General features: G+C 63.4%; 15 protein-coding genes, 1 other RNA gene and 2 pseudogenes. 14 read left to right on the top strand and 4 right to left on the bottom strand.

What is annotated here, in order from left to right; translation table 11 throughout:
* Positions 1-15: 15 nt before the first annotated feature.
* Together XarbCFBP7408_RS16435 and XarbCFBP7408_RS16430 are read right to left on the bottom strand one after the other, a co-directional pair.
* Positions 16-978 (bottom strand): IS1595 family transposase, encoded by a 963-nt coding sequence (locus XarbCFBP7408_RS16435; RefSeq protein ID WP_104563866.1) that lies wholly within the window; start codon positions 976-978, stop codon positions 16-18.
* A 234-nt stretch (positions 979-1,212) separates the two neighbouring features.
* Positions 1,213-2,011 (bottom strand): IS5 family transposase gene (locus XarbCFBP7408_RS16430; protein ID WP_104563865.1). Its coding sequence is split into 2 segments (ribosomal slippage): positions 1,213-1,741 and positions 1,740-2,011, totalling 801 coding nucleotides; the frame shifts between segments, so codons are not numbered across the junction.
* A gap of 152 nt (positions 2,012-2,163) precedes the next feature.
* Here XarbCFBP7408_RS16430 and XarbCFBP7408_RS22440 point away from each other — a divergent pair.
* Together XarbCFBP7408_RS22440 and XarbCFBP7408_RS16425 are read left to right on the top strand one after the other, a co-directional pair.
* Positions 2,164-2,865, top strand: a complete 702-nt coding sequence (locus XarbCFBP7408_RS22440) for a hypothetical protein (RefSeq protein ID WP_181123308.1) — start codon at positions 2,164-2,166, stop codon at positions 2,863-2,865.
* Between the two features lie 112 nt (positions 2,866-2,977).
* On the top strand, positions 2,978-4,564 hold the full coding sequence (locus XarbCFBP7408_RS16425) for a pre-peptidase C-terminal domain-containing protein (protein ID WP_146093778.1): 1,587 nt from the start codon (positions 2,978-2,980) through the stop codon (positions 4,562-4,564).
* 175 nt (positions 4,565-4,739) lie between these two features.
* Here the strand turns inward: XarbCFBP7408_RS16425 and XarbCFBP7408_RS16420 are convergent, their stop codons facing one another.
* The gene (locus XarbCFBP7408_RS16420; RefSeq protein ID WP_181106990.1) at positions 4,740-7,841 is read right to left on the bottom strand and encodes a TonB-dependent receptor; all 3,102 of its coding nucleotides are present in this window, start codon (positions 7,839-7,841) and stop codon (positions 4,740-4,742) included.
* A gap of 807 nt (positions 7,842-8,648) precedes the next feature.
* Between XarbCFBP7408_RS16420 and XarbCFBP7408_RS22435 the strand changes: the two genes are divergently transcribed.
* Positions 8,649-9,065, top strand: coding sequence for a hypothetical protein (locus tag XarbCFBP7408_RS22435; protein ID WP_146093777.1), 417 nt, complete (start codon positions 8,649-8,651; stop codon positions 9,063-9,065).
* 180 nt (positions 9,066-9,245) lie between these two features.
* Here the strand turns inward: XarbCFBP7408_RS22435 and XarbCFBP7408_RS16410 are convergent.
* A non-coding RNA gene (locus XarbCFBP7408_RS16410) (sX9 sRNA) lies at positions 9,246-9,321 on the bottom strand.
* A 311-nt stretch (positions 9,322-9,632) separates the two neighbouring features.
* On the opposite strand from XarbCFBP7408_RS16410, the gene XarbCFBP7408_RS16405 reads away from it, so the two are divergent.
* The 11 genes and pseudogenes from XarbCFBP7408_RS16405 (at position 9,633) to XarbCFBP7408_RS16355 (ending at position 24,699) form a co-directional block, all read left to right on the top strand.
* Positions 9,633-10,373, top strand: a complete 741-nt coding sequence (locus tag XarbCFBP7408_RS16405; RefSeq protein WP_104563863.1) for a flagellar motor protein — start codon at positions 9,633-9,635, stop codon at positions 10,371-10,373.
* Positions 10,374-10,379: 6 nt separating this feature from the next.
* On the top strand, positions 10,380-11,354 hold the full coding sequence (gene motD, locus XarbCFBP7408_RS16400) for a flagellar motor protein MotD (protein ID WP_104563862.1): 975 nt from the start codon (positions 10,380-10,382) through the stop codon (positions 11,352-11,354).
* Position 11,355: 1 nt separating this feature from the next.
* Positions 11,356-12,138, top strand: coding sequence for a ParA family protein (locus XarbCFBP7408_RS16395; protein ID WP_104563861.1), 783 nt, complete (start codon positions 11,356-11,358; stop codon positions 12,136-12,138).
* Positions 12,135-13,394 (top strand): chemotaxis protein CheW, encoded by a 1,260-nt coding sequence (locus XarbCFBP7408_RS16390; RefSeq protein WP_104563860.1) that lies wholly within the window; start codon positions 12,135-12,137, stop codon positions 13,392-13,394. The genes XarbCFBP7408_RS16395 and XarbCFBP7408_RS16390 overlap by 4 nt, the downstream gene beginning before the upstream one ends.
* 103 nt (positions 13,395-13,497) lie before the next feature.
* Entirely contained in the window at positions 13,498-13,806 is a 309-nt protein-coding gene (locus XarbCFBP7408_RS16385) for an STAS domain-containing protein (RefSeq protein WP_039521431.1), read from the top strand.
* Complete coding sequence (locus XarbCFBP7408_RS16380; RefSeq protein ID WP_002806565.1) at positions 13,803-14,168, top strand: response regulator; 366 nt, start codon at positions 13,803-13,805, stop codon at positions 14,166-14,168. Before XarbCFBP7408_RS16385 ends, XarbCFBP7408_RS16380 begins: the two co-directional genes overlap by 4 nt.
* 32 nt (positions 14,169-14,200) lie before the next feature.
* On the top strand, positions 14,201-16,210 hold the full coding sequence (locus XarbCFBP7408_RS16375) for a chemotaxis protein CheA (protein ID WP_104563859.1): 2,010 nt from the start codon (positions 14,201-14,203) through the stop codon (positions 16,208-16,210).
* A gap of 483 nt (positions 16,211-16,693) precedes the next feature.
* A pseudogene (locus tag XarbCFBP7408_RS16370) lies at positions 16,694-18,829 on the top strand (methyl-accepting chemotaxis protein); the annotation flags it as partial.
* A 300-nt stretch (positions 18,830-19,129) separates the two neighbouring features.
* Positions 19,130-19,663: a hypothetical protein gene (locus XarbCFBP7408_RS16365; RefSeq protein ID WP_104563857.1), complete on the top strand. Its 534-nt coding sequence runs from the start codon at positions 19,130-19,132 to the stop codon at positions 19,661-19,663.
* Between the two features lie 333 nt (positions 19,664-19,996).
* A pseudogene (locus XarbCFBP7408_RS16360) lies at positions 19,997-22,094 on the top strand (methyl-accepting chemotaxis protein); the annotation flags it as partial.
* 349 nt (positions 22,095-22,443) lie between these two features.
* Positions 22,444-24,699, top strand: a complete 2,256-nt coding sequence (locus XarbCFBP7408_RS16355; protein WP_104563856.1) for a methyl-accepting chemotaxis protein — start codon at positions 22,444-22,446, stop codon at positions 24,697-24,699.
* Positions 24,700-24,966: the final 267 nt, after the last annotated feature.

Genomic DNA, 24,966 nt, shown 5'->3' with positions numbered 1-24,966 from the left:
GATTAGCCCTGACTCTCAGCCATGATAATTGCTCGCCATGCGCAGAACCGGCTCCGGGCAGGGCTTGCAACGCATCATCGCCGTGGCGAGTCGTGGCAGCATTTCGGGCAGGCGGAATCTGCGATTGAATCGGTAGGCCGCTTCGGCCAGATACCGCCTTGCGTATTTGCCTTGCGCGATGGCGTGATAGACGCCGCTGATGGCGCGTTTGAGGTTGCCCAGCACCACGTTGACCCAGCGGGCACCAGCAGCTTCTGTTGCAGCACGCCCTTCACCGGTGTCCAGCGTGGTGTGCGCGTGGCCGGCCTCTTCCAGGCGGCGGAAGCAGGCCAACCCGTCGGTATAGACCTCGCATTCGGGTGCCAGGCGACGCGCAGTCCAGTCCGTGAGCGAGGCATTGTCGAAGCTGCGCACCGGCTCGATCACCACAAAGCTCGGCGCGGTGAAAGTGGCATCGGTCTGCACTGCAATCAGGAACGGCTGCTTGTTCTCCGATCCGCGCCCAGCCTTGCCACCATTGCGCTCACCGCCGAGGTAGGCATCGTCGATCTGTACGAACCCGGACAGTCGACGCGTGGCTTCTCGCTCGGCCATGACCTGCATGATCTTGTGCTTCATCCGCCAAGCACTCTTGTAGTTGATGCCCAGATGACGCATCAGTTCCAGCGCGGCCATGTTGGTCTTGGTCGAGGTCAACAGGTGCAAGGCCAGCATCCAGATGCGCAGTGGCAGTTTGGTGCCTTGGAACATCGTGCCCGCGATCAGGCTGGTCTGATGCCGGCACGCGCTGCATTGAGAGTAAATGGCGCCACCACGCTTGAAGCGCGAGCGCGCCCGTCCAGCGCAGGAAGGGCAGCGAAATCCCTGCGGCCACCGCCATTGATACAGAGCGCGGTAGCACTTGGCCTCGGTACCGTAGGCAGCGAAGAACTCCGGCATCGACAATCCAGCCTGGAACTGTACGGCATTGATACTCATCGGGCCACCTCGTCGGCTTCAGCTGGCAACAGCATCTCCCCATGCCGGCTCAGATCTTGCGACTGCTCGCTGAGGGTCAGGGCTAATCAGGTCGGTCATTGCGCCTGAATGGAGCGAGCCAGCCGCCAACTTCGCATCACAAGCGCATCGGCAAGCGAGCCCACGCTTGCCAGCCGCGTGATCATCCAGCGCTGCAGGCATCATTGAGGCAAGGCCGGCTGTCTAAGAATCTGTTCACGATCTCCTGAGCAGCAGTGCCAGGAAGGCCAGGTGGATGAACTGCAAGCTGGTATTGAGCTTTCGCTCGCAGTTCTTCCATAGCCTTCGGTTCTTCTCCAGCCAGGCAAAGCTGCGCTCGACAATCCAGCGCTTGGGCATGACCTTGAAGGTATGCAGCTCGCGGCGTTTGGCAATCTGGACGGCGCCGTGCTTGCCAATGATGTCCTGTACGCCCTCGGCGAAGGGGTCTCCGGTATAGCCGCTGTCGCACAGCAGGCTTTTCACCCAACCCAAACCCGATTGGCAGCGCTCCAATGCTTCCAGCGCGCCTTTACGATCGGTGACCTCCGCCGTGGTCACCGCAACGGCATGCGGAAATCCTTGCGTATCCACCGCAATGTGGCGCTTGATGCCCGACACCTTCTTGCCTGCGTCATAGCCCTTCTGACCTGCCGTATCGCTGTGCTTCACGCTCTGCGCGTCCACGATCAAGAACGTGCTGCTGGCGTTGCGCCCCTGTGTTTCGCGGGCCGCGCCAACCTGATTTTTTGAGCGCCCGCTCCAGCAGGCTTCTACCTTCATCGTCCACTTCGCTCCACTTGGCAAAGTAGGAATGCACCGTGCGCCACTTCGGAAAGTCACTGGGCAACGCACGCCACTGGCAACCTGCCCGCAGTAAATACAGCACTGCGCACCACACCTCATACACATCCACCGTCGCAGGCTTGGTGCGTTTGCGGGCTCGCTCCAAAATCGGGCGGATCTGCTCGAACCGCTCACGGCTCATGTCACTTGGATAGGTCTTCTCGCGCATTCGTGCAGTTTGCATGGTTTGAAAGAGATCGCGAACAGGTTCTAAGAACCTGGAACCGTTATTTTATTTCGTCTTGAAGCACTAAGGAACCTCTGAACAACTCTTGGCGTTGCGAGCGAATTTGGGATTTCGCTTGATCACGACAATCTCCGTTGCTGAAAATCAATCACTTACGCGTGATGGCTCCAACCTCAGGCGTCGATCAGAAGTCTATCGAGGAGTTGTTCAGAGCTTCCCTAAGATCAGAGCCTGGCACAGCCAGCCTGGGGCATGGCTCTAACGGACAGCTGCTTTTCAGTGATTGTAAACGAAGAATAAGTGTGATCCACTGGCTGTATGGGCATGGCGCTCGCAGAAAACCCGACAAAATAACTACCTGTGAGGAAGCGATGGACCGCTGTTTTCCAGAAGATCTTGAGCATCTACGAAATCAGATCGAAGACCTTAACAAGGTTGATGATCCTACTGAGCAGGTATCAAAGCTAGTAAGAATTGCCGGGGATGCCGTAAGCATCGCATTTCGGATTGCGCAGGACTCGTCCACTCTGCCGCTACAGCAGCGAGCATTGACTGATCTCTCCGAGCTACATGGCGCAATTGCTGAGGCCGCAAATATTTTAACTGACCCCGATTATTTTGAAAGGCTTATAAGTTTAAAGGGTCATGTTCCAGAGGTCATGCTTCAACATCTAGCTGTCATGAAAATATTCGACAAGGCATTTTATAGCCTTTTTATGCTAATGCAATACGACACCAATGACCGTCATGAGCTGGATCCTGAAAATGGGTTTATAATAACAAGCGGAAGCATGGTTTTTGGCCGGGCTTCCTTTCGCCCCAGCTCAATAAAGTAAAATTTACCGAGAGACCATTAATCTCGGATAATGGAATTGCCCATCCTGGGTAATAATGACAGATGGTTGCCTGTCAATTCAATAGGATCTATCGATACAAGGAGATGTTGTCGTGAAAGCGAATAAATATGGAATTTTACTTATAGCAGCTAGCTTATGCATTAGCTCAGCGGGAAAGGTGTGGGCCGAACCTCAGTTGCAAGAGGCACGCAATTATCCAGCACCGGAACTCATTGTAAGATCCAAGAACTTTTCTTCCCAGATGACTATAGAGCATCCGGAGACCGGGGTTATCCTCAAAAAGCTTGGGCTAAAGTATTTGCATGAATTGGATCCGAACCTCGTCTATCAACTGAACACGCGTACAGGCGACATGCGGACGCTTACTCGTGAGCAATCCGCTGCAGGTGGAAGTGTTGGTCCGGCAGCGATCTTCTGGGGATTTGGCACCCCAACAGTTCGGATATCGGGTGGTGCTGCCATCAACGGCGAGGCAGCGACGACGGTAACATGTCCTTTCTCTGCACAGACTGCAGAGGTCAGTGGCTTTATGGCTTCTACAGTGTCACGCGATCCGATTGCGGGCATCCGTAACGGCGTTCTTGTAGTAGACGATCCACTTACTAGCAGAGCGCAGGCTAATTTTACTATTCTCCGTGCTTCTGGTGGGGCGCGCAATCCAATCAATCGCACGGTTTTAGAATCACTACATACCGGCTCTTGTGGTGACGAAGTCCGTATAAATAACTTGGTGACAACGTGGCCGCCTATCCGAGTAGAATTGACCATTGATGACACTGGCTCAATGGATACACAACTGAGTGGCGTTAAAACTGCAATAGCAAGCTTCATTGATAATACTAATACCGGCGAAGATCAGCGTGCCGTTTCGTATGAGCTCATTAGCTTCAAGGACTCTCCTACTCTCCGACTTGCAAACACTGAGGACACTTCAGCGGTCATAAGCGCTGTGCAAGCCCTTTCAGCTTCAGGCGGTGATGACTGTCCGGAAGACTCCCTTGGAGCTTTGGGACTGGCACTTTCACGAATCGACACGGATGAAGACTCGGAGGGCTCTGTAATCCTAGCGACCGACGCGTCGCCAGGCAACGGAAATGTTGACGCTCTTACCGCACAAGCTCGCGCTAGCGGGACACGTGTAAATGTGCTCTTATCCGGCGACTGTGTCGCGGGTGCAGCCACGAAGAGTCGCGCGGTCAACGGAAACACCGATGTAATCCCGGCGGCCACCCTGTCTTCGCGAGAAGTTTTTTCTCGCCTCGCAAAGGATACTGGCGGATTGTATTTTTATGCTCCTGGAGCCACAGCAGAAGTATATTCCGACCTACTGGGACAAATATTTAGCAGTGTTGCAGAAGGAATTACTCCGATCAAGTCAGATGAGTTAGTTGAGGAAATTAAAGGTGATGCGGGTGAAGATCACTTATATAGACTTGACGTACCAGCTGGAACAAAACTTCTGCGAGTTATGTCGTACGGCGGAACTGGAAATATATCTCTCTTCATGAAAAGAGCATCAATCCCCACTGAAACGGATTATGAGAGCCGCTCAACTCGTCCTTCGACAAACAGTCAGACGATGCAAGTCGATAACCCGGTCGCGGGTACGTATTACATTAGACTATCTGGAGTAAGCGCGTACTCAAAGGTCACTCTGAGGGCACTAGTCCGGAATTAATATTTTCCTATGGTCGGCGCCTTGACATTTGTCCTGGCGCCGACACTACGATAACAAAAATATTCATAAAGATAAGGGCTCGCGAAATAACGGCTCGACTACAGCCCGGCCGTCGCCAAACCATCGCGCCCATACCGTCCGCCACGCGGCATGCACGGGCGCGACACCTTGCGACCTAGAACTTGTAGGTCAGCCCCAGGTACGCCAACCGGCCTGCGTATCCGCCGCTATAGAAGCGGGCGCGAGTGTCGTCGCCCAGGCGCGAGCGGGACTCCTGCTTGGTCAGATTCAGCACCGAGGCAGTGAGGCTGAGCGCCGGGGTGATGTTGTAGGCCGCGTTGACATCGATCTGGTAGTACGGCTCCTCAAAGACGTTCAACCCGTTGACCAGGCCTTGTACCAGCTCACCGCGACGATTGTACGAGGCGCGCAGCAGCAGGCTGTCGATCTCGTAGAACACAGTGAGGTTGGTCTGGTTCCTGGCGCTGCCGGGCATTGAAGTCTTGCCGGCCTCGGTGCCGTCCTCCAGCCGCACCGCCGCCTTGCTGGCGTCGTTGTACGTGTAGTTGAACTGCACACCAAGACCGAATGGCAGCGTGTGCTGCGCGTAGAGCTCCACACCCTGCGAGACCGCGTCCTGGCCGCCGGCCTGGGTGCTGTAGTTCTGCACGGTGACCAATTGCCCGTCGACCATCATGTTGACGTCGCTGATCACGTCGACCGCGAAGTTCTCCACGTTCTTGCGGAACAGTCCCACACCCGCCACAGAACCCGGCTGGAAATACCATTCCAGCCCCAGGTCGAACTGGTTGGCCTTGTACGGCTCCAGGTTCTTGTTGCTGCCCGAGCCGTACCAGCCCTGCTCGCTGGCACCGCCGGTCAGGCGCCGGTCGGCCACGTACTCGGGGCTGTAGTACTCCAGGCTGCCAGGCGCGGCGATGTCGTTGTAGCTGGGCCGCGCGATCACCTTCGACGCCGCCGCGCGCAGCAGCAGGTTCTCGCTCAAGTCATAGGCCAGGTTGAAACTCGGCAGCACGTCGGTGTAGTTGCGGTCCAGCCCGCTGACCACGAACGACTCGGTGCGTTGCACGCTGTCCGACAAACGCCAGTAGCCTTCGGTCCCGCAATAGGTATCGGCCGGGGCGCCGCCGGGCATGTCGGCGCCCTGCTGGCAGGCCAGCGGATTGCCGTCGGCGCCATCGAAGAAGTAATCGTTGTAGGCGGTCACCTTGTCGGTGGAATCGGCACGCTGGCCGGTGCGCGCCACGCGCACGCCGACGTTGCCACGCAGCCGCTCGGTGTGGAAGTTGAGTTGCAGGTACGTCGAATAGATCTCCTCGTCGACGTTGTAGACGAAGTTGTCTTCGCTGCGGGTCTGCATCGCGCCGTAGGTCTGGTTCAAGTAGCCGATGTAGCCAGGGAAGTTGATCGCCGGGAACGCGCTGGCGTTGACGCCACCGGCCAGGTTGTCCTGCGCGAACAGCAGGCCCGGCGAGAACTGCGTGGCGATGGCATTGCAGCGCCCGTTCCAGTAGCGGTTGTCGTAGTCGCCCGGGTCGGTGCCCGGGCACACCCAGTAGTTGTTGCCGGTACTGCGGTGGATGCCGCCGTCGCGACGCTTGAGGCCGAACTGCAGCGAGTCGAAGACCTCGCCATCGAAATGCCAGGTGGTATCGATCTGCGCGTACTGCTGCTGATTGGTGTTGCGGGTCCAGGACGAGCCGGTCGAGCCCAGGTCGACCTGCAGGATGCCGTCGCGCAGGTTCTGCATCAGCTCCGGCGAGAACGTCATGCTTGGGGTGCCGGTCAGGTCCCAGGCGCTGGCGAAGTTGCCGTTGGTCCAGCTGCCGTCGGCGTTCTGGAGGCGCGGCTTGATCGGCAGGGAGAACTGCAGCTCCGGCCCGCCCTTGGCCCAGGTGCGGCCGGCCTTGAACGCCACGTCCACCTGCTCGCCACGCCATTCGCCGCCCAGGTCCACCGTCTGCGACTGCGATTTCTCGATGTTGTAGCTGCCGGTGATCTGCGGCGTCGGCACCGTGCAGTCGTCCGAGCCCCAGCCGCCCGGCGGCAGGCCGGCCGCGGCGGCCTGCGCCTCGCTGCAATAGTAGGTCTTGCCCGGACGCAGGCTGTAGGCGGCGCCGGTGACAATCGTGCCGCTGGGATCGAACCGCAGCCCGTCGAGCAGACGGCCGCCGCGCCAGTTGCCGTCGCCGTTATAGCGGGCAATGTTCCACTCGGGAATCTTGATGGTATTGGTCTGCGAGTCCTGCGACAGGTCGAAGCGGAAGTAGTTCGCGGTCAGCGTCAGGTCGTCGGTCGGCTTGAACTGCAAGGTCAGTTGCCCACCCTTGCGCTCGCGCTCCTCGCGTTTGACGTCCAGGTTGACCGCCGTCGGCATCATGAAACCGGTGTAGTAATTGCTGTTCTGGTCCCAGAAACCAGTACCGCCCCACCAGTTGGCGTTGAAGTCCGACGGATTTCCATTCACGTCGACCGCCGGGCCGACTTCGTCGCGGCCGTACCACTGCCAGCCCTCGGTACTGGCATTGAGCGTGCGAGCGGTGCGCTTCTGCTGCGTGTAGCCCACGAAGACACCGAAGCGGTTGTCCTTGTCGTGCCACGAGTACGAACCGGAGAACTGGCCGTCGGTCTTCTTGCTGGTATCCGACCAGGTGCCCTCGGCCGAGACGAAGCCGGAATGTGGCTCCAGTTCCAGCGGGCGCCGCGTCTGCAGGATCACCGTGCCGCCGATGCCGCCTTCGTCGATACGCGCTTCCGGGGTCTTGTACAGCTCCGCACTGCCCAGCAGGTTCGACGGCAGCAGCGTGTAGTTGAACGAGCGCGTCGGGTCGCCGTTGGATTCGGCGGTGGCGATGTAGTTGCCGTTCAATTCGGTCAGCACCAGCTCCGAGGACAGGCCGCGCACACTGACATTCTTGCCTTCGCCGCCGTCGCGGCTGATGACCACGCCGGGCACGCGCTGCAGCGCATCGGCCACGTTCTTGTCGGGGAACTTGCCCACGTCCTCGGCGGTGATCACATCGACCACGGCGTTGGCGTTGCGCTTCTGCTCCAGACTTTTTTCGATCGCGTAGCGGTAGCCGGTCACCGTCACCGCGTCCAGGTCCTTGGCCTGCAACTCGGCCTGGCCCGTGGGCGCCGGCGTGCCGTCGGCCTGCTGGGCGGCAGCGGTGGTAGAGGCGGCGCTCGCGAACAAGGCAATGGCGATACCGGCGGACAGCGTGCTGCGGTTGCGTGCGAATGGCATGCAGTTCATTTCGATCGTGCTCTCCCAATAGTGATCGGCTTCGGTGGATTTCTATCGATCCAAAGATCGGACAAGAACGCCGCGGGAAGTGACGCAAGAGATCCGGCGCCGTTGCGACCCCTCCCCCTCCTCTTGCGTCCGCTTCCACGCAGATGCGATTGGATCGTTCTAATGCCGTGGAAAGCTAAGTAGCACAGCCCATGCGGCAGCGCATTCTGCCCCGCAACAGGCCCGCGGCGTTGCAAGGCATCCACGATGGTCGGCCGAGCTCGCCACGCTTGCACGCGGCATGGCACGGCCTACCGCGTCGCCGGCTGCAGCAGCGTGATCGCTGCAAGCAACACAGCCTCGCCCGCAACCGGACGCAAGCGGTTTACCGCAGCGCCTACGCACCCTCATGTGCAACCGAGCTGAGCGGCAACCTGCTGGATCACACAGCGCGCATTCTTCGTGTTGACATTGTTGAATTCCAGGATGAGCGAGCCCGGTGCTCATAGGCGACTTTAAGAACTACCTCGACTGCCTACGCAGGATCGCGAGATGGAAAGCCGTTGTCGCAGACCGGTCTCCATAGCAATGCGAGTCCTCCCTGGGCCATGTCTGCATCTGCCATGGGGGATTGTCTTTATATAGACGTGGGCCATCCGGACGATTCCAAAATCGTCACAGTACTGCGCATCCCACTCCTTCGCAGCTTGTTGCACGCAGCTAGCATGTCGTGCACTGCATGAAAATGGTCGATATCGACAGCACAACCTCAGATGCAACCACCACAAAAGAAGTAAACCCCCATCAATTAGCATCAGGAGATACCAAATGGCTCAACCGCAAAAACGCAATGCTTCCCTGTTGCTGACAGTCTCATTATGCCTCCTTGGCTCGTTTGCCGCAGACGTTTCTGCGCAACAAGGGAAGCAGGGCAACTATGTGATACGCGTATTGCCAAGTCCTGCGGGACCGTGGAGTGCCTATGCTGACCTGAAGAGCGCTGACGGCAAGACACTTTTTAAACACTGGGAAGAAAAACACGGCAAAGACAAAGGCTATGTTGAATGGAATTATTTTTACGGTGGCGACAATGCACGGATCGACCTATGGGTATCCGCTTACCCAGGCGCGCCCCTGGAACACTTTGCCTACGCGCCAGCCGGCGGAAATATCTGCATAGGTCACTACTTCGATAATCAGAAGGGGGTTTGGATTACGAGTTGGAATGTGGGTGGCTGCTCATAGGACCAGCTGCAAAGGCGCATGAAAGAGGCGTTGGTCTGGCGACAATCGATTGAATCAGTGCGACATACGGCTGTAGCCCGCCCCCGTTCCGTGCCGCTCCTGCGCAGCTGCAGGCAGCAATTCGATAGTTTCCCGACGCGACCAGCAAAGCGCGCGCGACGGCGCGCCAAAATTAAGAGCGGCCAACACAACGTAGCGAACAGTCGTCAGGTGGGTGTGGACGGTGCGACGGAACCGGAGTGTACGCGCGGTACATGCCGCACCGAGCACCGGTCGCGCCTGCCTGGCGGCTGTGCAATAGTCTTGTTCGCTGCTCTACGCGTATGGACCGCTGCAAGACGGATCTGGCATGGGCACGGAATCGCTTCCCGGCATGGGGGGCGATAGACGTACTGCCGGAACGTCCGGTCTCCGCGGCCGGGAAGAGCGTTGCCCGAGACGGAAGCAGGCCGTGCCCGCCAGCAATGCCTGACAGGCGCGCCCACGAACTGCGACCACGCCAGATTTCCGGCACTGCCAAGCGCCCTTGCCTATCAAGTCCGCCGCGCCTGGGCCGATACCGCTTGCATGGACAGATTGAGCATCATCGGACTGGTGCTGGCGATCGTGGCGATCGTGGGCGGCAGCGTGTTGAAAGGTGCCGGCATTTCGTCGCTGTGGTCGCCGGCTGCCTTCGTGATCGTGATTGTCGGCACCGTGGCGGCGATCCTGCTGCACACCTCGCCGGCAGTTTTCCGGCGCGCGTTCAAGATCCTGCGCTGGGTGATCCAGCCGCCGGCCAGCGACCGCCCGCAGTTGGTCGCGCGCATCGTCGAGTGGAGCAACATCGCACGTCGCCAGGGCCTGCTGGGTCTGGAAGACCAGCTGCCGCGCCAGGACGATGCCTTCCTGCGCAAGGGCCTGCAGATGCTGGTCGATGGGGTGGAGCCCGAATCCATGCGCCACATGCTCGAGATCGAAGTGGACAACCAGGAGCGTCAGGATCTTGCCGCCGCCAAGGTGTTCGAGGGCATGGGCATCTACGCGCCCACGCTGGGCATCATCGGCGCGGTGCTGGGGCTGATGGCGGTGATGAAGAATCTGGCCGACCCGGCCATGCTCGGGCACGGCATCGCCGCAGCCTTCACCGCCACCATTTATGGCATCGCCTCGGCCAACCTGCTGTTCCTGCCGGTCGCTGCCAAGCTCAAGAGCGTCATCCATTGCAGTACCAACGAGCGCGAAATGGCGATCGAGGGCTTGATCGCGATCGCCCAGGGCGAGAACCCGCGCAACATCGAATCGAAATTGGCAGGCTACTTGCATTAACTCGTCATGGCCCGTCGTCGCAAACATCACGAAGAACATGGCAACCACGAAGCGTGGGCGATTCCGTATGCCGATCTGATGACGCTGCTGCTGGCGTTCTTCGTGGTGATGTACGCCATCTCCTCGCTCAACGAGGGCAAGTACAAGGTCATGGCGCAGGCGCTGACCAGCGCGTTCGGTGGCTCGTCCAATGCCGCCAGCCCGGTGCAGCTCGGCAAGACCCAGACCCTGGGCGCCGATTACGACCGCCCGTCTGTCATCAAGGCCGGTGCGCCGATGGCTGCATCCAACGGCCCGACCGACCCGACCCTGCTGCCGTCGATGGCGGCGCAGATGCGTATGCCGGTGTCGCTGCGCAACCAGGCGCAACTGGCGCGCGCGCAGCGGCAGATGGATGCGGTGGAGCAACAGCTGAGCAAGACGCTGGCACCGCTGATCGACAAGAAACTCATCACCATCCGCCGCAACGACCTGTGGATCGAAGTGGAGATCAACAGCGACATCCTGTTCGGCACCGGCTCGGCCTCGCTGGCCGGCAGCGCCCGCGGCACCCTGTCGGCGCTGGCCGCGGTGCTGCGCGATGCACCCAATGGCGTGCGCGTGGAGGGGTATACCGACAACCAGCCGATCGCCACCGCACAATTCCCCTCCAATTGGGAACTGTCCGCGGCGCGTGCGGCCAGCGTGGTGCACCTGTTTGCCGACGACGGCGTGGCCCCGCAACGATTGGCGATGGTGGGCTATGGAGAATTCCGCGCACGTGCCGATAACAGCACTGAGGCGGGACGGAATGCGAACCGGCGTGTGGTGTTGATCATCCTCGCTGACTCGGCTGGCTCACTCGCACCCGATCCGCCATCGCAGATGCACGCGACCGCCGCCGGGGCGCCCAAGCTTCCCAAGTCTGACGGCGGCCAAACGGCCGCTACCACCGAAAGCGGCACAAGTTCCGTCCCCGCCGTAATTCAAGGAGTGCAGTGAGATGCGTATCTGGGCAATCGCCAACCAAAAGGGCGGCGTCGGCAAGACCACCACGACGCTGGCATTGGGTCGCGGCCTGGCCGCGCTCGGCCACCGGGTATTGTTGATCGACCTCGATCCGCACTCCTCGCTCACCCGCGCGTTCGGCGTGGCGGTCGACCCGCCGCCGCGCGGGGTGCTGGACCTGTTCGGCACCCCGCCGAGCGATCTGGCCAGCCTGGCGCATGAAAGCGCCATCCCCGGCCTGTCCTATGTGTGCGCGCAAGCCGCACTGGCCACGCTGGAACGCCGCAGCGCTAACCAGCCCGGCCTCGGCCTGGCGCTGCAAAACGCCATGACCCGGCATGCCGGCCAGCACGACTACATACTGCTCGACTGCCCGCCCACCCTCGGTCTGCTGATGATCAATGCGCTGGCCGCGTGCGACCGCGTGGTGGTGCCGACCCAGGCCGAGCCGCTTGCGCTGCATGGCCTGGCCAGCATGGTGCGGACTGCCGACATGGTGCAGCGCTCGCGTCGCCGCGCGCTGCCGGTGTCGATCCTGCCGACCCTGTTCGACCGTCGCACCCGCGCCGGCACCGAGACGCTCAAGGAGATGCAGGACACCTACGGCGCCGTCGTCTGGGAAGACGCGGTGCCGGTGGATACCCGCATCTGCAATGCCGCCGCGCTGACTGTTCCCGCCACCGGCGGCGACTACCAGGGCCGCGGCCTGTCCGCCTATCGCCGCGCGCTGGAATGGGTGCTGGCCGATGACGCGATGCGTATGGAGCAAGCCGCATGAGCAACCACACCGCCAACGGTGAGCTGGACGATTACCTGGAAGGCCTGTTGCACGATACCGGTGTCGAGATCGCCGCCCCGGCTGCTGCGGCCACTGCCGCCCCTGCTGCCAGCGAAGCTCCGGCGCCTGCGGACGCAGACCTTGCGCTGGCCGAGCCGCCGGTGCAGGCTGCCGCGGCTCCCGAAGCCGCCGCCGTGTCGGAAGCGGCGACGTCCAACGCGATTGCCGCGGTGCTGAGCGCCGACGCGATCGCCGCCGATTTCCTGGCCGAAATGGATGCCGACCCGGCCTTCGGGCCGCCGGTGGCTGCCGCACCCAGCGCCGCGGATATCGCTGCCGATTTCCTCGCCGAAATGGATGCCGACCCGGCCTTCGGGCCGCCGGTGGTCGCCGCACCCAGCGCCGCGGACATCGCTGCCGACTTCCTGGCCGAAATGGACGCCGACCCGGCGTTCGGGCCACCGGTGGTCGCCACGCCCAGCGCCGCGGACATCGCTGCAGATTTCCTCGCCGAAATGGATGCCGACCCGGCTTTTGCTACCGCTGCGCCCGGCCCGTTCATGAGCACCGCCGATCTGATGGCCGAAATGGACGCAGACCCGGCCTTCGCCACGGCGGCCTCCAGCGCCGACCTGCTGGCGGCCGATCTGCTGTCGGAGATGGATGCCGACCCGGCCTTCGCCGATGCCGCGCCCGCCCCGCCGGCACCGGCACGGCCAGCGCCGGCGTCGGTACCGCATCGCGCGCCACCGGCCCCCATCTATCCGCAAGGCCTGCAGGCGCTGCTGGCTCCCGGCCAGGCCGAGCACATCCAGGCCGAGCGGCGCGCCAGCGAACGCAGTACGCGCTGGCTGCGCCTGCGCTGCGGCGAGCAGACCTATGCGCTCGAATTGCTCAAGGTGCAGGAAGTGGTGCTGCCGGTACCGCTGCTGCCGTTGCGCGGCACTGCCAGCGCGATGCTCGGCATCATGAACCTGCGTGGTCAGGTGGTGCCGGTGATCGATCTGGGCATCCACCTGGGCTCGGCGCCGGTGGACATGGATCTGCACACCCGCGTGGTGGTGCTGGAAGAAAACGGCGAAACCATGGGGCTGCGCGTCTCGGCCGTGGAAGACGTCACCAGCCTCACCGATCATCAGATCGAGCCGCCGGACAACGCCCGCCTGTGCCGCATTTCCAACAACCTGTTCCGCGGCGTCGCGCGGCTGGGCCATCAACCGATGATCCTGCTCGATGCCAGCCATCTGCTGCATTGATCGACCGCGCAGCTGACGCGCACCTGCACGCGCAACGATTCAGCGTTAAAGCTTTCCCGCCCCCCGCCGTTAGTACGCATAGAACCATCCGTTCGGAGCAACAATGAGCACAGTGACATTGGGTGAGGATCTCGGCATCGAGACCAGCGCCGACCTCAAGCAGAAGCTTGCCGCGTTCCTGACCCAGGACGGCGACCTGGTGCTCAATGCCGGCGACGTCCGGCGCATCCATACCGCCAGCGTGCAGTTGCTCTGCGCCTTTGTGCAGACGCGCCGCCAGGCCGGCTTGCATACCGAATTCGATGGCTGCAACGACACTTTTAGAGATGCGGCCCGTCTGCTCGGCGTCACCGACGCGCTCGGACTTTCCGCATCCAATGACAACCTGAAATCTGTGGAGAACGCCGCATGAGCGCACGTATCTTGGTGGTGGACGATTCGGCGTCGATGCGCCAGATGGTCTCTTTCGCCCTCACCTCTGCCGGCTTTGCCGTCGAAGAAGCCGAGGACGGCGCCGTTGCGCTGGGCCGCGCGAAGGGCCAACGCTTCAATGCGGTGGTGACCGACGTGAACATGCCCAACATGGACGGCATCTCGCTGATCCGCGAGCTGCGCCAGCTGCCGGACTACAAGTTCACCCCGATGCTGATGCTCACCACCGAGTCGGCGGCCGACAAGAAGTCCGAAGGCAAGGCCGCCGGTGCCACCGGCTGGCTGGTCAAGCCGTTCAATCCGGAACAGCTGATCGCCACCGTCCAGAAAGTTCTGGGTTAATTCCACTTGCCTCACCATCGGATGTCACGCCCATGAGCATGGACCTGCAACGTTTCCACGCCACCTTTTTCGAGGAAAGCCGCGAAGGGCTGGATGCGATGGAGGCCGGGCTGTTGTCCCTTGAAGAGGGCAACCGCGACCCGGAAATCATCAATTCGGTGTTCCGCGCCGCGCACTCGATCAAGGGCGGCGCGGCCACCTTCGGTTTCGACGCCGTCGCCGGCCTGACCCACGTGCTGGAGACGCTGCTGGACGAGTTGCGCTCCAACAAGCGCCAGCTCGAAGCCAATGCGGTCGATGCCATGCTCGGCTCGGTCGACGTGCTGCGCGCCCTGCTGCGCGAAGCCGAACACGGCACCCCGGCCGACCCGGCCGCGGTCAAGGCCGTGCACACCCGTTTGAACGCCGTGCTGGCCGGCGAAGCGCCGGTGGCCGCGGTGGCCGCCAAGCCGAAGGAAGAAGAACCCGAGGCCTGGCATATCGGTTTCACCCCGGCGCCGTCGCTGTTCATGAGCGGCAACGACCCGCTGCGCATCATCCGCGAGCTCGAGCACCTGGGCCCGCTGCAGATTGCCGCACGCCTGGAGCGCATGCCGGGCTTCGAGAACATCGACCCGCTGGAAGCCTACCTGGCCTGGGATCTGGGCCTGATCGGCAAGATTCCGCGCAGCAAGATCGAAGACACCTTCGCCTGGGTGGTGGACGATTGCGAACTGGACATCCGCCCGATGGCGGTGCCCGGCCCGCCGCCGAGCCTGGCCGTCGAAGCCGCTGTCGCGGCGCCGGTCGCCGTCGCAGCGGCACCTGCCGCCGCTGCCGAACCTGCCGCAGCAGCGGCAGCCACGCCGGCCAAGGCTGCCGCTGCCGAGGCGGAAACCTCGATCCGGGTCAGCGTCGACAAGGTCGATGCATTGATCAACCTGGTCGGCGAGCTGGTCATCACCCAGGCCATGCTCAAGCAGGTCTCCACCGGCCTGGATCCGGCGCATGCCGAACAGCTGTTCGCCGGCCTGGATCTGCTCGAACGCAATACCCGCGATCTGCAGGAGGCGGTCATCGGCGTGCGCATGCTGCCGGTGGATGCGGTGTTCCGTCGCTTCCCGCGCCTGGTCCGCGACCTCTCCAGCCGCCTCGGCAAGCAGGTGCGCCTGCGCACCATCGGCGAAGGCACCGAGCTGGACAAGGGCCTGATCGAAAAGATTGCCGATCCGTTGGTGCACCTGGTGCGCAACTCGATCGACCACGGTCTGGAAATGCCCGATGCGCGTCGCGCCTCCGGCAAGGACGAGACCGGCACGATTACCCTGGCGGCCTCGCATCAGGGCGGCCATATCGTGATCGAAGTCAGCGACGACGGCCGTGGCCTCAACCGCGCCAAGATCCTGGAAAAAGCCGCCGAACGCGGCATCGCCGTGCCGGACAACCCGACCGATGCGCAGGTATGGGATCTGATCTTCGCACCGGGCTTCTCCACCGCCGATGCCGTCACCGACCTGTCCGGTCGTGGCGTGGGCATGGACGTGGTTCGCCGCAACATCCAGGGCCTGGGTGGCGAGGTGCAGCTGGAAAGCAACGCCGGCAGCGGTACCCGCGTACTGATCCGCCTGCCGCTGACCCTGGCCATCCTCGACGGCATGACCGTCTCGGTGGCCGGCGAAACCCTGATCCTGCCGCTGGCCTATGTGCTCGAGGCCCTGCAGCCGGCGCCGGAAGACATCCGCTCGATGGCGGGCGACGGCCGGGTGCTGCGGGTGCGCGGCGAGTACCTGCCGATCCTGTCGCTCACCAATTACTACGGCTTCGGCGGGCAGCAGTCCTCGCAGGAACCGCTGGTGGTGGTGGTCGAAGGCGACGGCCAGAAGATCGCGCTGGAAGTGGATGAACTGCTCGGCCAGCAGCAGGTGGTGGTCAAGAACATCGAGAACAACTACCGCCGCATCCCCGGCGTGTCCGGCGCCACCATCCTGGGCGATGGCCGGGTCTCGCTGATCGTGGACATCGGTGGGCTGGTGCGCTCGCTGCGCGTACCGCAGGCCGCGTAAGACGCCAAGCCACGCAAGAACGGCAAGGTAATCCCTTCTCCCACCGGGAGAAGCTGCCCCGAAGGGGCGGATGAGGGCACGAGCAAAGCCACGCGCAGTCGGAGTTACGCGGCTTCGCCGATACCCTCGCACCACCCCTTCTCCCGCAGGAGAGGGGCTCAAAGCGCCCAGTCCACCGATTTTGTGCGGCAACGACAGAGCCCTGGCAGCGATGCCGGGGCTTTGTCGTTGCGGTGCGTCTGCGTGCCCTGTTTTCGCTGCTTGCCTGCTCGTGGGTGAGCCTGCATGCAGGTGGTGTGCTCAGTGTTCGCCGTACGCGATCTGCAACGCGAGCTCACGGCACCTCGTTCCTCCCCCCACCCGCGCACTGCGCAACGCGTCACATCCAAAGAACGCAAGCGGGCCGGAAAACGCCGGCGAGCTCAAGAAAGCCAGCTGGCGAACGCTACCGCTATACCTCTTCTCCTCCCTCCCGAGAACACCATGAAATTTCTGCACTCCCTCAACGTCGGGCGACGCCTGGCGTTGGCATTCGCGTTGCTGATCGTCCTGCTGGCCGGTTCGACCAGCCTGGCGCTGTACGAATTCAAGACCGTCAAGAACCAGGTCTCGATCATCATCGAGATCAACAACCGCAAGGCGCAGCTGCTCAACCAGATGCGCGAGAGCAATATGCTGGGCGAGCGTTACATCCGCGATTTCATGCTGGCCTCGCCGCAGCAGCAGCCCGCCATCGATGCCCAACTCAAGGTCAATCGCGCGCACTACGCCGAGTTGTGGGCTGCACTGAAACGCCTGCCGGCCACCGCCGAGGGCATGCGTGCACGCCAGACCATCGAAGAAAGCCTCACCGCCGCCCGCGCCACCAACAACCGTCTGCTCGGCATGATCCGCGACGGCGATCTGGATGGCGCCAAGCAGCTGTTGCGCGGTGAAGCGCAGCCGTTGCTGGAGCGCCGCTCCAAGGCGATTGCCGCCGCGGTGGAGCTGCAGAACGCGCAGAACGCCGCCGGTGCCGCCGCCATCCTCGGCAGCGTGGCGCTGGCCAACCGTGCGTTGATCGCCTTCGGTCTGCTGTCGGCCGGCCTGGCCGCCGCCCTGGCCTGGCTGATCTCGCGCAGCCTGGTGCGTCCGTTGACCCAGGCCACCCAGGTCGCCGACGCCATCGCGCACGGCAAGCTGGACAACCCGATCGGCCCGCAACCCGGCGACGAACCCGGCCAGCTGTTGACCAGCATGCGTGGCATGCAGGACCAGCTCAAGGCGGTTGCCGCCGCACAGCAGGACATGGCGCGCCGCCACGACGACGGGCAGATCAGCTTCCGCATGGACGAAGCGGTGTTTCCCGGCGAATACGGCAGCATGGTGCGCGACACCAATGCCCTGCTCGATTCGCATATCGCAGTGAAGATGAAGCTGGCGCAGATCATGTCGCGCTATGCCATCGGCGACCTGAGCCAGGACATGGACCGCCTGCCCGGCGAAAAAGCCGTGTTCAGCGACACCATGGACGCGGTCAAGCGCAACCTGTCTGCGATGAACAGCGAGATCAAATTGCTGGCGCAGGCCGCGGCCAATGGCGATTTCAGCGTGCGGGGCGATACGCAGCGCTTCCAGTACGACTTCCTGGCCATGGTGGAAAGCCTCAACCAGCTGATGGCCACCGCCGACGGCAATCTGGGCGCGCTGTCCAAGGTACTGCAGGCAATTGCCGCCGGCGACCTGACCGAGCGTATGCATGGTCAGTTCAACGGCGTCTTCGCGCAGATGCGCGACGATGCCAACGCCACCACCGAGCAGTTGTCCGGCATCGTCGGGCGCATCCAGCAGGCCGCCGGCTCGATCAATGCGGCCGCCAGCGACATCGCCGCCGGCAACCAGGACCTGTCGCAGCGCACCGAGCAGCAAGCGGCCAACCTGGAAGAAACCGCCGCCTCGATGGAGGAGCTCACCTCCACCGTGCGGCAGAACGCCGAGCATGCGCGCCAGGCCAACCAGCTGGCGATCGGCGCCGCCGCAGTGGCCTCGCAAGGCGGCAGCGTGGTCGCACAGGTGGTCACCACCATGTCCGGGATCGAGGTCTCTTCCAAGAAGATCGCCGACATCATCAGCGTCATCGACGGTATCGCCTTCCAGACCAATATCCTGGCCTTGAATGCCGCGGTGGAGGCGGCGCGTGCCGGCGAACAGGGGCGCGGGTTCGCCGTGGTCGCCTCGGAAGTACGCACGCTGGCGCAGCGCTCGGCCGGTGCGGCCAAGGAAATCAAGCAGCTGATCGACGATTCGGTCGGCAAGGTGGCGCAGGGCTCGGCGCTGGTGGACCAGGCCGGCAGGACCATGGCCGACATCGTGTCCTCGGTGCAACGCGTGACCGACATCATGAGCGAGATCTCCGCCGCCTCGCAGGAACAGTCGGCCGGCATCGAACAGGTCAACCTGACCGTGACCCAGATGGACGAGTCCACCCAGCAAAATGCCGCATTGGTGGAAGAAGCCACCGCCGCCGCACGCGCGATGGAAGCACAGGCCGGGCAGCTGTCCGATGCGGTGGCGATCTTCAAGATCCAGCCGACCGCGGCGCTGCCGTCGGCAAGCCGCACACCCGCCCCGCGGCATCTGACCGTGGTTTAAGCCGCAGGAAACTGCCTTCGTCCCTTCGTGCGGCGCTGCACGCCAGCTTCTCCCGCCGGGAAAAGCAACTGCCCTGTCCGGTTTGAAGCGCCGGCATCGACACCCGAAACGCCCCGATCCCGTCGGGGCGTTTTGCCATCTGGCAGCGATTGCCGGATGCACCGCACTATCACGGCGATTGCCAGGCAATGCCGCCGTTGGTCGCCAGGTGATCAAGCGCAAGCGTCGGCGGCCGATACAGAAAGCAACGAGGGCTGCCCGGCCCGCGCTACGTCCAAGGAAGTCCGCATGCCTACCGTCAACTCACCACGCTCTGCCCACCACATGCTGGGCTCGGTGTTCGCCGTCGCGCTGCTGGCTGCCAGCGCCTGGCTGCCGCCGTCCTTCGCAGCGCCGGCCGCGCCGGTGTCGGTCCTGCTGGACAACCTACCGATGAGCGCGCTGCAGTCGCTCGCCATCGACCTGGTGCAGCTGCGCGACGACCAGCGGGCGCAGCTTGCCGCAGCGCACGATCCCGTCCGTCTCGAGGCCTACGACGAGCGCCTGGGCCGGCTGCGTCAACGCATCGCACGGCATGCGGACTATTTCCAGGCCAGCGCGCCGCAGGGCGAGCAGGCGCGCCAGTTCGCGCTGGTGCAGCAGCAGTTGGGCCAGTATCTGGCACAGCACCGGCAGGCAAATCGCGCCCTGCGCGATGGCGACCTGCAATACGCGCAAGCCCTGTCGCTGGGCCATGCGGGCGACACGCGGCACCTGCTGTGGACCGAACTGCAGACCCTGCAGCAGTCGGTGGCCGGCGTGCGCAACACGCAGCGCCACTGAGCACTGCCCGCAGTGCGACCGCGACGGTCGCAGCGGCGTCGCAGCATCTGCAGCCAGCCCCACGCTGCGCGAGCCGCGCGGCCTGCCGTGCGGGTGCGCGTGCATCCTGGCTTGCCCGGCTGATCCCGCTGCCGCGTGCCTTGCCCGCGCGGGTGCGCGCTGCCGCCGTACAGCTCCGGCAACCGGGTGAGGCGCCCGGCGTGTGGCTGCCACCGCCGCCAAGAAACCGCTGAAAAACCGCTGTCACACCGGCTGTCGCGCAGTGCTCAACATTTTGGGGATCAGGTCGCTATTCGACTTATCCCGGTCACATTCCATTGCTGGATACCTGCCATGACCTTCAAGACCACGATTGCAAACACGCTGGCCAACGTTCCGCTGAAGCGCAAGTTCCTGGCGCAGACCGCGCTGGTGGCGCTGGGCATCATCGCGCTGGCGGTGATCGCCGCACGCATGCAATACGTGGATCTCACCGATACGCGCCGCGATGGGCTCAGGAGCCAGATCGAAATGGCGATTGCGGTGGTCAATGGCTTCGCCGAACGCGCCGAGAAGGGCGAGATGGATGTGGACAGCGCCAAGAAGGCCGCGCTGCATACCTTGTCCACCATGCGCGCACGTGGTGGCGTGGATTACATCTACGTCACCGACCAGGCGCCGGTGATGTTGATGCACCCCACCCGCCCGGATCTCAACGGCAAGCCGCTCAACGATGTGCTGAGCCCGGACGGCAAGCGGATTTTCCCGGCCTTCGTCGCTGCGGCGCAGGCCGGCGGCGGCTACGTCGATTACGCCTGGGCCAAGCCCGGCGAAAAAGAGCCGGTGCAGAAGACCTCGTACGCTTCGCTGTACAAGCCGTGGGGCTGGGTGATCGGCACCGGCGTGTATCTGGACGACACCCAGTCGCAGGCGCTGGCCTTCACCGGCATCGTCACCCTGGCCGGTGGCGTGCTGGTGCTGCTCAACCTGCTGGTGGGCTGGCTGATCGGCAATTCGATCCTGGAGCCGGTGTCGCGTGCGCTCGCCGCCATCAAGGGCGTGGCGCGTGGCGACCTGAGCGTGCGCACCGCACAGCACGGCAGCGATGAAATCGGCCAGATGCTCAAGGCCACCGACGACATGGTGCACACGCTGGAGCGCTTCTCCGCGCAGACCAAGGTGATGTTGCACATGCACGCCGGCGAAGATATCAGCTACCGCATGCCCACCGATTTCCCCGGCGTCTATGGCGAGCTCGCCGGCGGCATCAATACGATGATCTTCGAACACCTGGACGCCATCGTCGATGCGATCGGCATCCTCAACGAGTATGCGCAAGGCGATCTGTCGCGCGACGCCGCGCGCCTGCCCGGCACGCGTGCGGTGCTGCACGAAGCGATGGATGCGGCCAAGGCCAGCCTGCTGGCGATCAACACCGAGATCAAGCGCCTGGCCCAGGCCGCAGCCAATGGCGACTTCAGCCAGCGCGGCGATGCCACGCGCTTCAAGCACGACTCGGCGCGCATGATCAACGACCTCAACGCGATGATGGAAGTCAGCGACCGCAACCTGGGCAAGCTGTCCGACCTGCTGGCCGCACTGGCCGAGGGCGACCTCACCGCGCGCATGGACGGTCAGTTCCACGGCGTATTCGCACGCATGCGCGATGACGCCAACACCACGGCCACGCAGCTGGCCGGCATCGTCGGGCGCATCCAGCAAGCGGCCAGCTCCATCACCGGGTCGGCCAGCGAGATCGCCGCCGGCAACAACGACCTGTCGCAGCGTACCGAGCAGCAGGCGGCCAACCTGGAAGAAACCGCCGCCTCGATGGAGGAGCTCACCTCCACCGTCAAGCAGAACGCCGAGCACGCGCGCCAGGCCAACCAGCTGGCGATCGGCGCCGCCTCGGTGGCCTCGCAGGGCGGCCAGGTGGTCAGCCATGTGGTGGACACCATGTCCGGCATCCAGACCTCGTCCAGGAAGATCGCCGAGATCATCTCGGTCATCGACGGCATCGCCTTCCAGACCAATATCCTGGCCCTGAACGCCGCGGTGGAAGCGGCGCGTGCCGGCGAACAGGGGCGCGGCTTTGCGGTGGTCGCCTCGGAAGTGCGCACGCTGGCACAGCGTTCGGCCGGCGCGGCCAGGGAGATCAAGCACCTGATCGATGACTCGGTCGGCAAGGTGGCGCAGGGCTCGGCGCTGGTGGACCAGGCCGGCAGGACCATGGCCGATATCGTGTCCTCGGTGCAACGCGTGACCGACATCATGAGCGAGATCTCCGCCGCCTCGCAGGAACAGTCGGCCGGCATCGAACAGGTCAACCTGACCGTGACCCAGATGGACGAGGCCACCCAGCAAAATGCCGCATTGGTGGAAGAAGCCACTGCCGCTGCACGCGCGATGGAAGAACAGGCCGGCCAGCTGGCCCAGGCGGTGTCGCGCTTCACCCTTGGCGATGCGCCGACGGCCACAGCGGCAGTGACTGGGACCAAGCGCAACTCCAGCGCAGCGGCTGCACGCAAGCCGGCCACCACGCCGGTGGTCGCCACCAGCAACGACGGGCAGTGGCAGGACTTCTGAGCCACGCGTGCACGCGGCCCAAGCCTGGTCCGCGCCTGCGCGCTCGCCGCGCCACCGGCGTGCCCGCCCTGCCCGCCGCGGCTGCGTTGCCGGCGGCCTGATCGCAGCGTCCGCGAGCCGGCCGCCGCAACGTTCATCCTTCAAAGATAAAGAATCATGCCCGGCAGCCGCTAGCGTGCTGGAGAGCGTTCCTGCGCAATGCCCCGGAGTTAATGATGAACAAGTTCAACGATTGGCCGATCCGCCGCAAACTGATGTTTGCCTTTTGTCTGAGTGCCGTGCTGACCGCCCTGCTGGGCGGGCTCGGTTTTGCGCGCATGCAGCAGATGCAGCAGCAGACCACCCTGATCAACCAGGACGTGGTGCCGGTGCTGAGCCGTCTGTCCGAACTGCGTGGTTTTGCCGGCGAATTCCGCGTCTATGAAGTGGGCCAGTTCGTCAATCTGGACGACCCGGAACGCTATGCGATGTTCTTCAAGCGCATGGACGAAATCCAGGCCAAGTACGTCGAGACGCAAAAGCTGCTGGACGCCAAGATCGGCGCCGGCTCGCCGCTGCAGGCCGAATACGCCAGGCTGACCGATGCCAGCACGCGCTACTTCGCCGCCAACCAGCAGCTGCGCAAGCTCTATGCACAACCGGACCGCGCTGCGGCGATGGAATTTTCGCGCAGGCAGTCCGGCGAGATCCGCAAGGAACTGTTCGCCTCGGTCGACAAGCTCTATGCACAGCAGTCCAGGGCCCTGGGCGATATGGTCGCGGCCAGCGCCGCCTCGTTCAAGCTGACCAGCGCGGTGCTGCTGCTCGGCACGCTGCTGATGGCCGCGCTGTCGGTGACCTTCGGCTGGCTGATCGCACGCAGCATCACCAATCCGCTGTCCAAGGCGCTGGGCGCCATCAAGGCGGTCTCGCGCGGCGACCTGAGCGTGCAGGTCAGCAAGACCAGCAACGACGAAATCGGCCAGATGCTCGACGCCACCGGCGGCATGACGCAGATGCTGCGCCGCTTCAGCGACGAAACCGCGCGCATGTCGCACCTGCACGCGGCCGAAGACATCACCCACCGCATGCCGGAGGATTTTCCCGGCGTGTACGGCACCCTGGCCAGCGGCATCAACACGATGATCTTCGAGCATCTGGATGCCATCACCGACTCGGTGCGTATCCTCAACCAGTACGCACAGGGCGACCTGACCCAGGACGCACGCCGTCTGCCGGCCAGCCGCGCCATCCTGCATGAGGCGATGGATGCGGCCAAGGCCAGCCTGTTGTCGATCAACACCGAGATCAAGCAGCTGGCGCAGGCCGCGGCGGCCGGCGACTTCAGCGCACGCGGCGACGCGGCGCGCTTCAAGTACGACTTCGCGGTGATGGTGGCGGACCTGAACTCGATGATGGAGGTCAGCGACCGCAACCTGGGCAAGCTGTCGCAGCTGCTGGGCGCAGTGGCCGACGGCGACCTGACCGCACGCATGGACGGGCAATTCCACGGCGTATTCGCGCGCCTGCGCGACGATGCCAATGCCACCACCCAACGCCTGACCGACATCGTCGGGCGCATCAAGCACTCCACCCTGGCCATCAACACCGCCGCGGGCGAAATCGCCGCCGGCAACCAGGACCTGTCGCAGCGTACCGAACAGCAGGCCGCCAACCTGGAAGAAACCGCCGCCTCGATGGAAGAGCTCACCTCCACCGTCAAGCAGAATGCCGAGCACGCACGTCAGGCCAATCAGCTGGCGATCGGCGCGGCCGATGTCGCCTCGCACGGTGGCAGCGTGGTCGGCCAGGTGGTCACCACCATGTCCGGCATCCAGACCTCGTCCAGGAAGATCGCCGAGATCATCTCCGTGATCGACGGCATCGCGTTCCAGACCAACATCCTGGCCTTGAACGCGGCGGTGGAAGCCGCGCGTGCCGGCGAACAGGGCCGCGGCTTTGCCGTGGTCGCCAGCGAAGTGCGCACGCTGGCGCAGCGCTCGGCCGGCGCCGCGAAGGAAATCAAGAGCCTGATCGACGACTCGGTCAGCAAGGTGGCCGAAGGCTCGGCGCTGGTGAACCAGGCCGGCAGCACCATGAGCGAGATCGTCTCCTCGGTGCAGCGCGTGACCGACATCATGAGCGAGATCTCCGCCGCCTCGCAGGAGCAGTCGGCCGGCATCGAGCAGGTCAACCAGACCGTCACCCACATGGACGAAGCCACCCAGCAGAACGCCGCACTGGTGGAAGAAGCCACCGCCGCCGCGCGTTCGATGGAAGAACAGGCGCAGCAGCTCACCGAAGCGGTTGCCCTGTTCCGCCTGTCGGCCGAGCTGGAGGCGGTGACCACGCCGGTGGCGCGCCCGATCGCGCCCAGGCGGCCTGCCGCCGCCGTTGGCGCAGCGGCGACCAGGCCGCCGGTCGCCAGGCCCGCTGCACGCGCCGCAGTGGCGTTGGCACCGTCCAACGAGTCGGATTGGGCCGAGTTCTAGGAAACGCCGCGGCGGCCGCGCACTGGCGGCTGTAAAACGCAGGCCGCGCTCCCGGGAGCGCGGCTTTTTTATTGCCGCACCGCTTTTGAAAGGCGCACCGACCCGACCAGCAATAAAACAGATTTAAAATAACTTTTTACTTATGTAGCAATATGCTGATTGTCGAGTTCGGCATTATCTCCGCCAATAACGATTACATGACTCGATTAACCCCCCCCCTGGCAACTTGTATTTTTCACAAGCCTGACCACGTTATATATTTTTTTA

It is taken from the genome of Xanthomonas arboricola pv. guizotiae, from assembly GCF_002940205.1.
Classification (GTDB): domain Bacteria; phylum Pseudomonadota; class Gammaproteobacteria; order Xanthomonadales; family Xanthomonadaceae; genus Xanthomonas; species Xanthomonas arboricola_C.
Note: the sequence above shows the minus strand (reverse complement) of the source record. Positions and strands in the feature narration are given on the sequence as shown.

Excerpts from the sequence above, each read along its gene's own strand:
- XarbCFBP7408_RS16435 (WP_104563866.1), bottom strand. The coding sequence starts at position 978 with ATGAGTATCAATGCCGTACAGTTCCAGGCTGGATTGTCGATGCCGGAG.
- XarbCFBP7408_RS16420 (WP_181106990.1), bottom strand. The coding sequence starts at position 7,841 with ATGAACTGCATGCCATTCGCACGCAACCGCAGCACGCTGTCCGCCGGT.
- XarbCFBP7408_RS22435 (WP_146093777.1), top strand. The coding sequence starts at position 8,649 with ATGGCTCAACCGCAAAAACGCAATGCTTCCCTGTTGCTGACAGTCTCA.
- XarbCFBP7408_RS16355 (WP_104563856.1), top strand. The coding sequence starts at position 22,444 with ATGAACAAGTTCAACGATTGGCCGATCCGCCGCAAACTGATGTTTGCC.
- XarbCFBP7408_RS16390 (WP_104563860.1), top strand. The coding sequence starts at position 12,135 with ATGAGCAACCACACCGCCAACGGTGAGCTGGACGATTACCTGGAAGGC.
- XarbCFBP7408_RS16405 (WP_104563863.1), top strand. The coding sequence starts at position 9,633 with ATGGACAGATTGAGCATCATCGGACTGGTGCTGGCGATCGTGGCGATC.
- XarbCFBP7408_RS16365 (WP_104563857.1), top strand. The coding sequence starts at position 19,130 with ATGCCTACCGTCAACTCACCACGCTCTGCCCACCACATGCTGGGCTCG.
- XarbCFBP7408_RS16395 (WP_104563861.1), top strand. The coding sequence starts at position 11,356 with ATGCGTATCTGGGCAATCGCCAACCAAAAGGGCGGCGTCGGCAAGACC.
- XarbCFBP7408_RS16385 (WP_039521431.1), top strand. The coding sequence starts at position 13,498 with ATGAGCACAGTGACATTGGGTGAGGATCTCGGCATCGAGACCAGCGCC.
- XarbCFBP7408_RS16380 (WP_002806565.1), top strand. The coding sequence starts at position 13,803 with ATGAGCGCACGTATCTTGGTGGTGGACGATTCGGCGTCGATGCGCCAG.
- XarbCFBP7408_RS16375 (WP_104563859.1), top strand. The coding sequence starts at position 14,201 with ATGAGCATGGACCTGCAACGTTTCCACGCCACCTTTTTCGAGGAAAGC.
- motD (WP_104563862.1), top strand. The coding sequence starts at position 10,380 with ATGGCCCGTCGTCGCAAACATCACGAAGAACATGGCAACCACGAAGCG.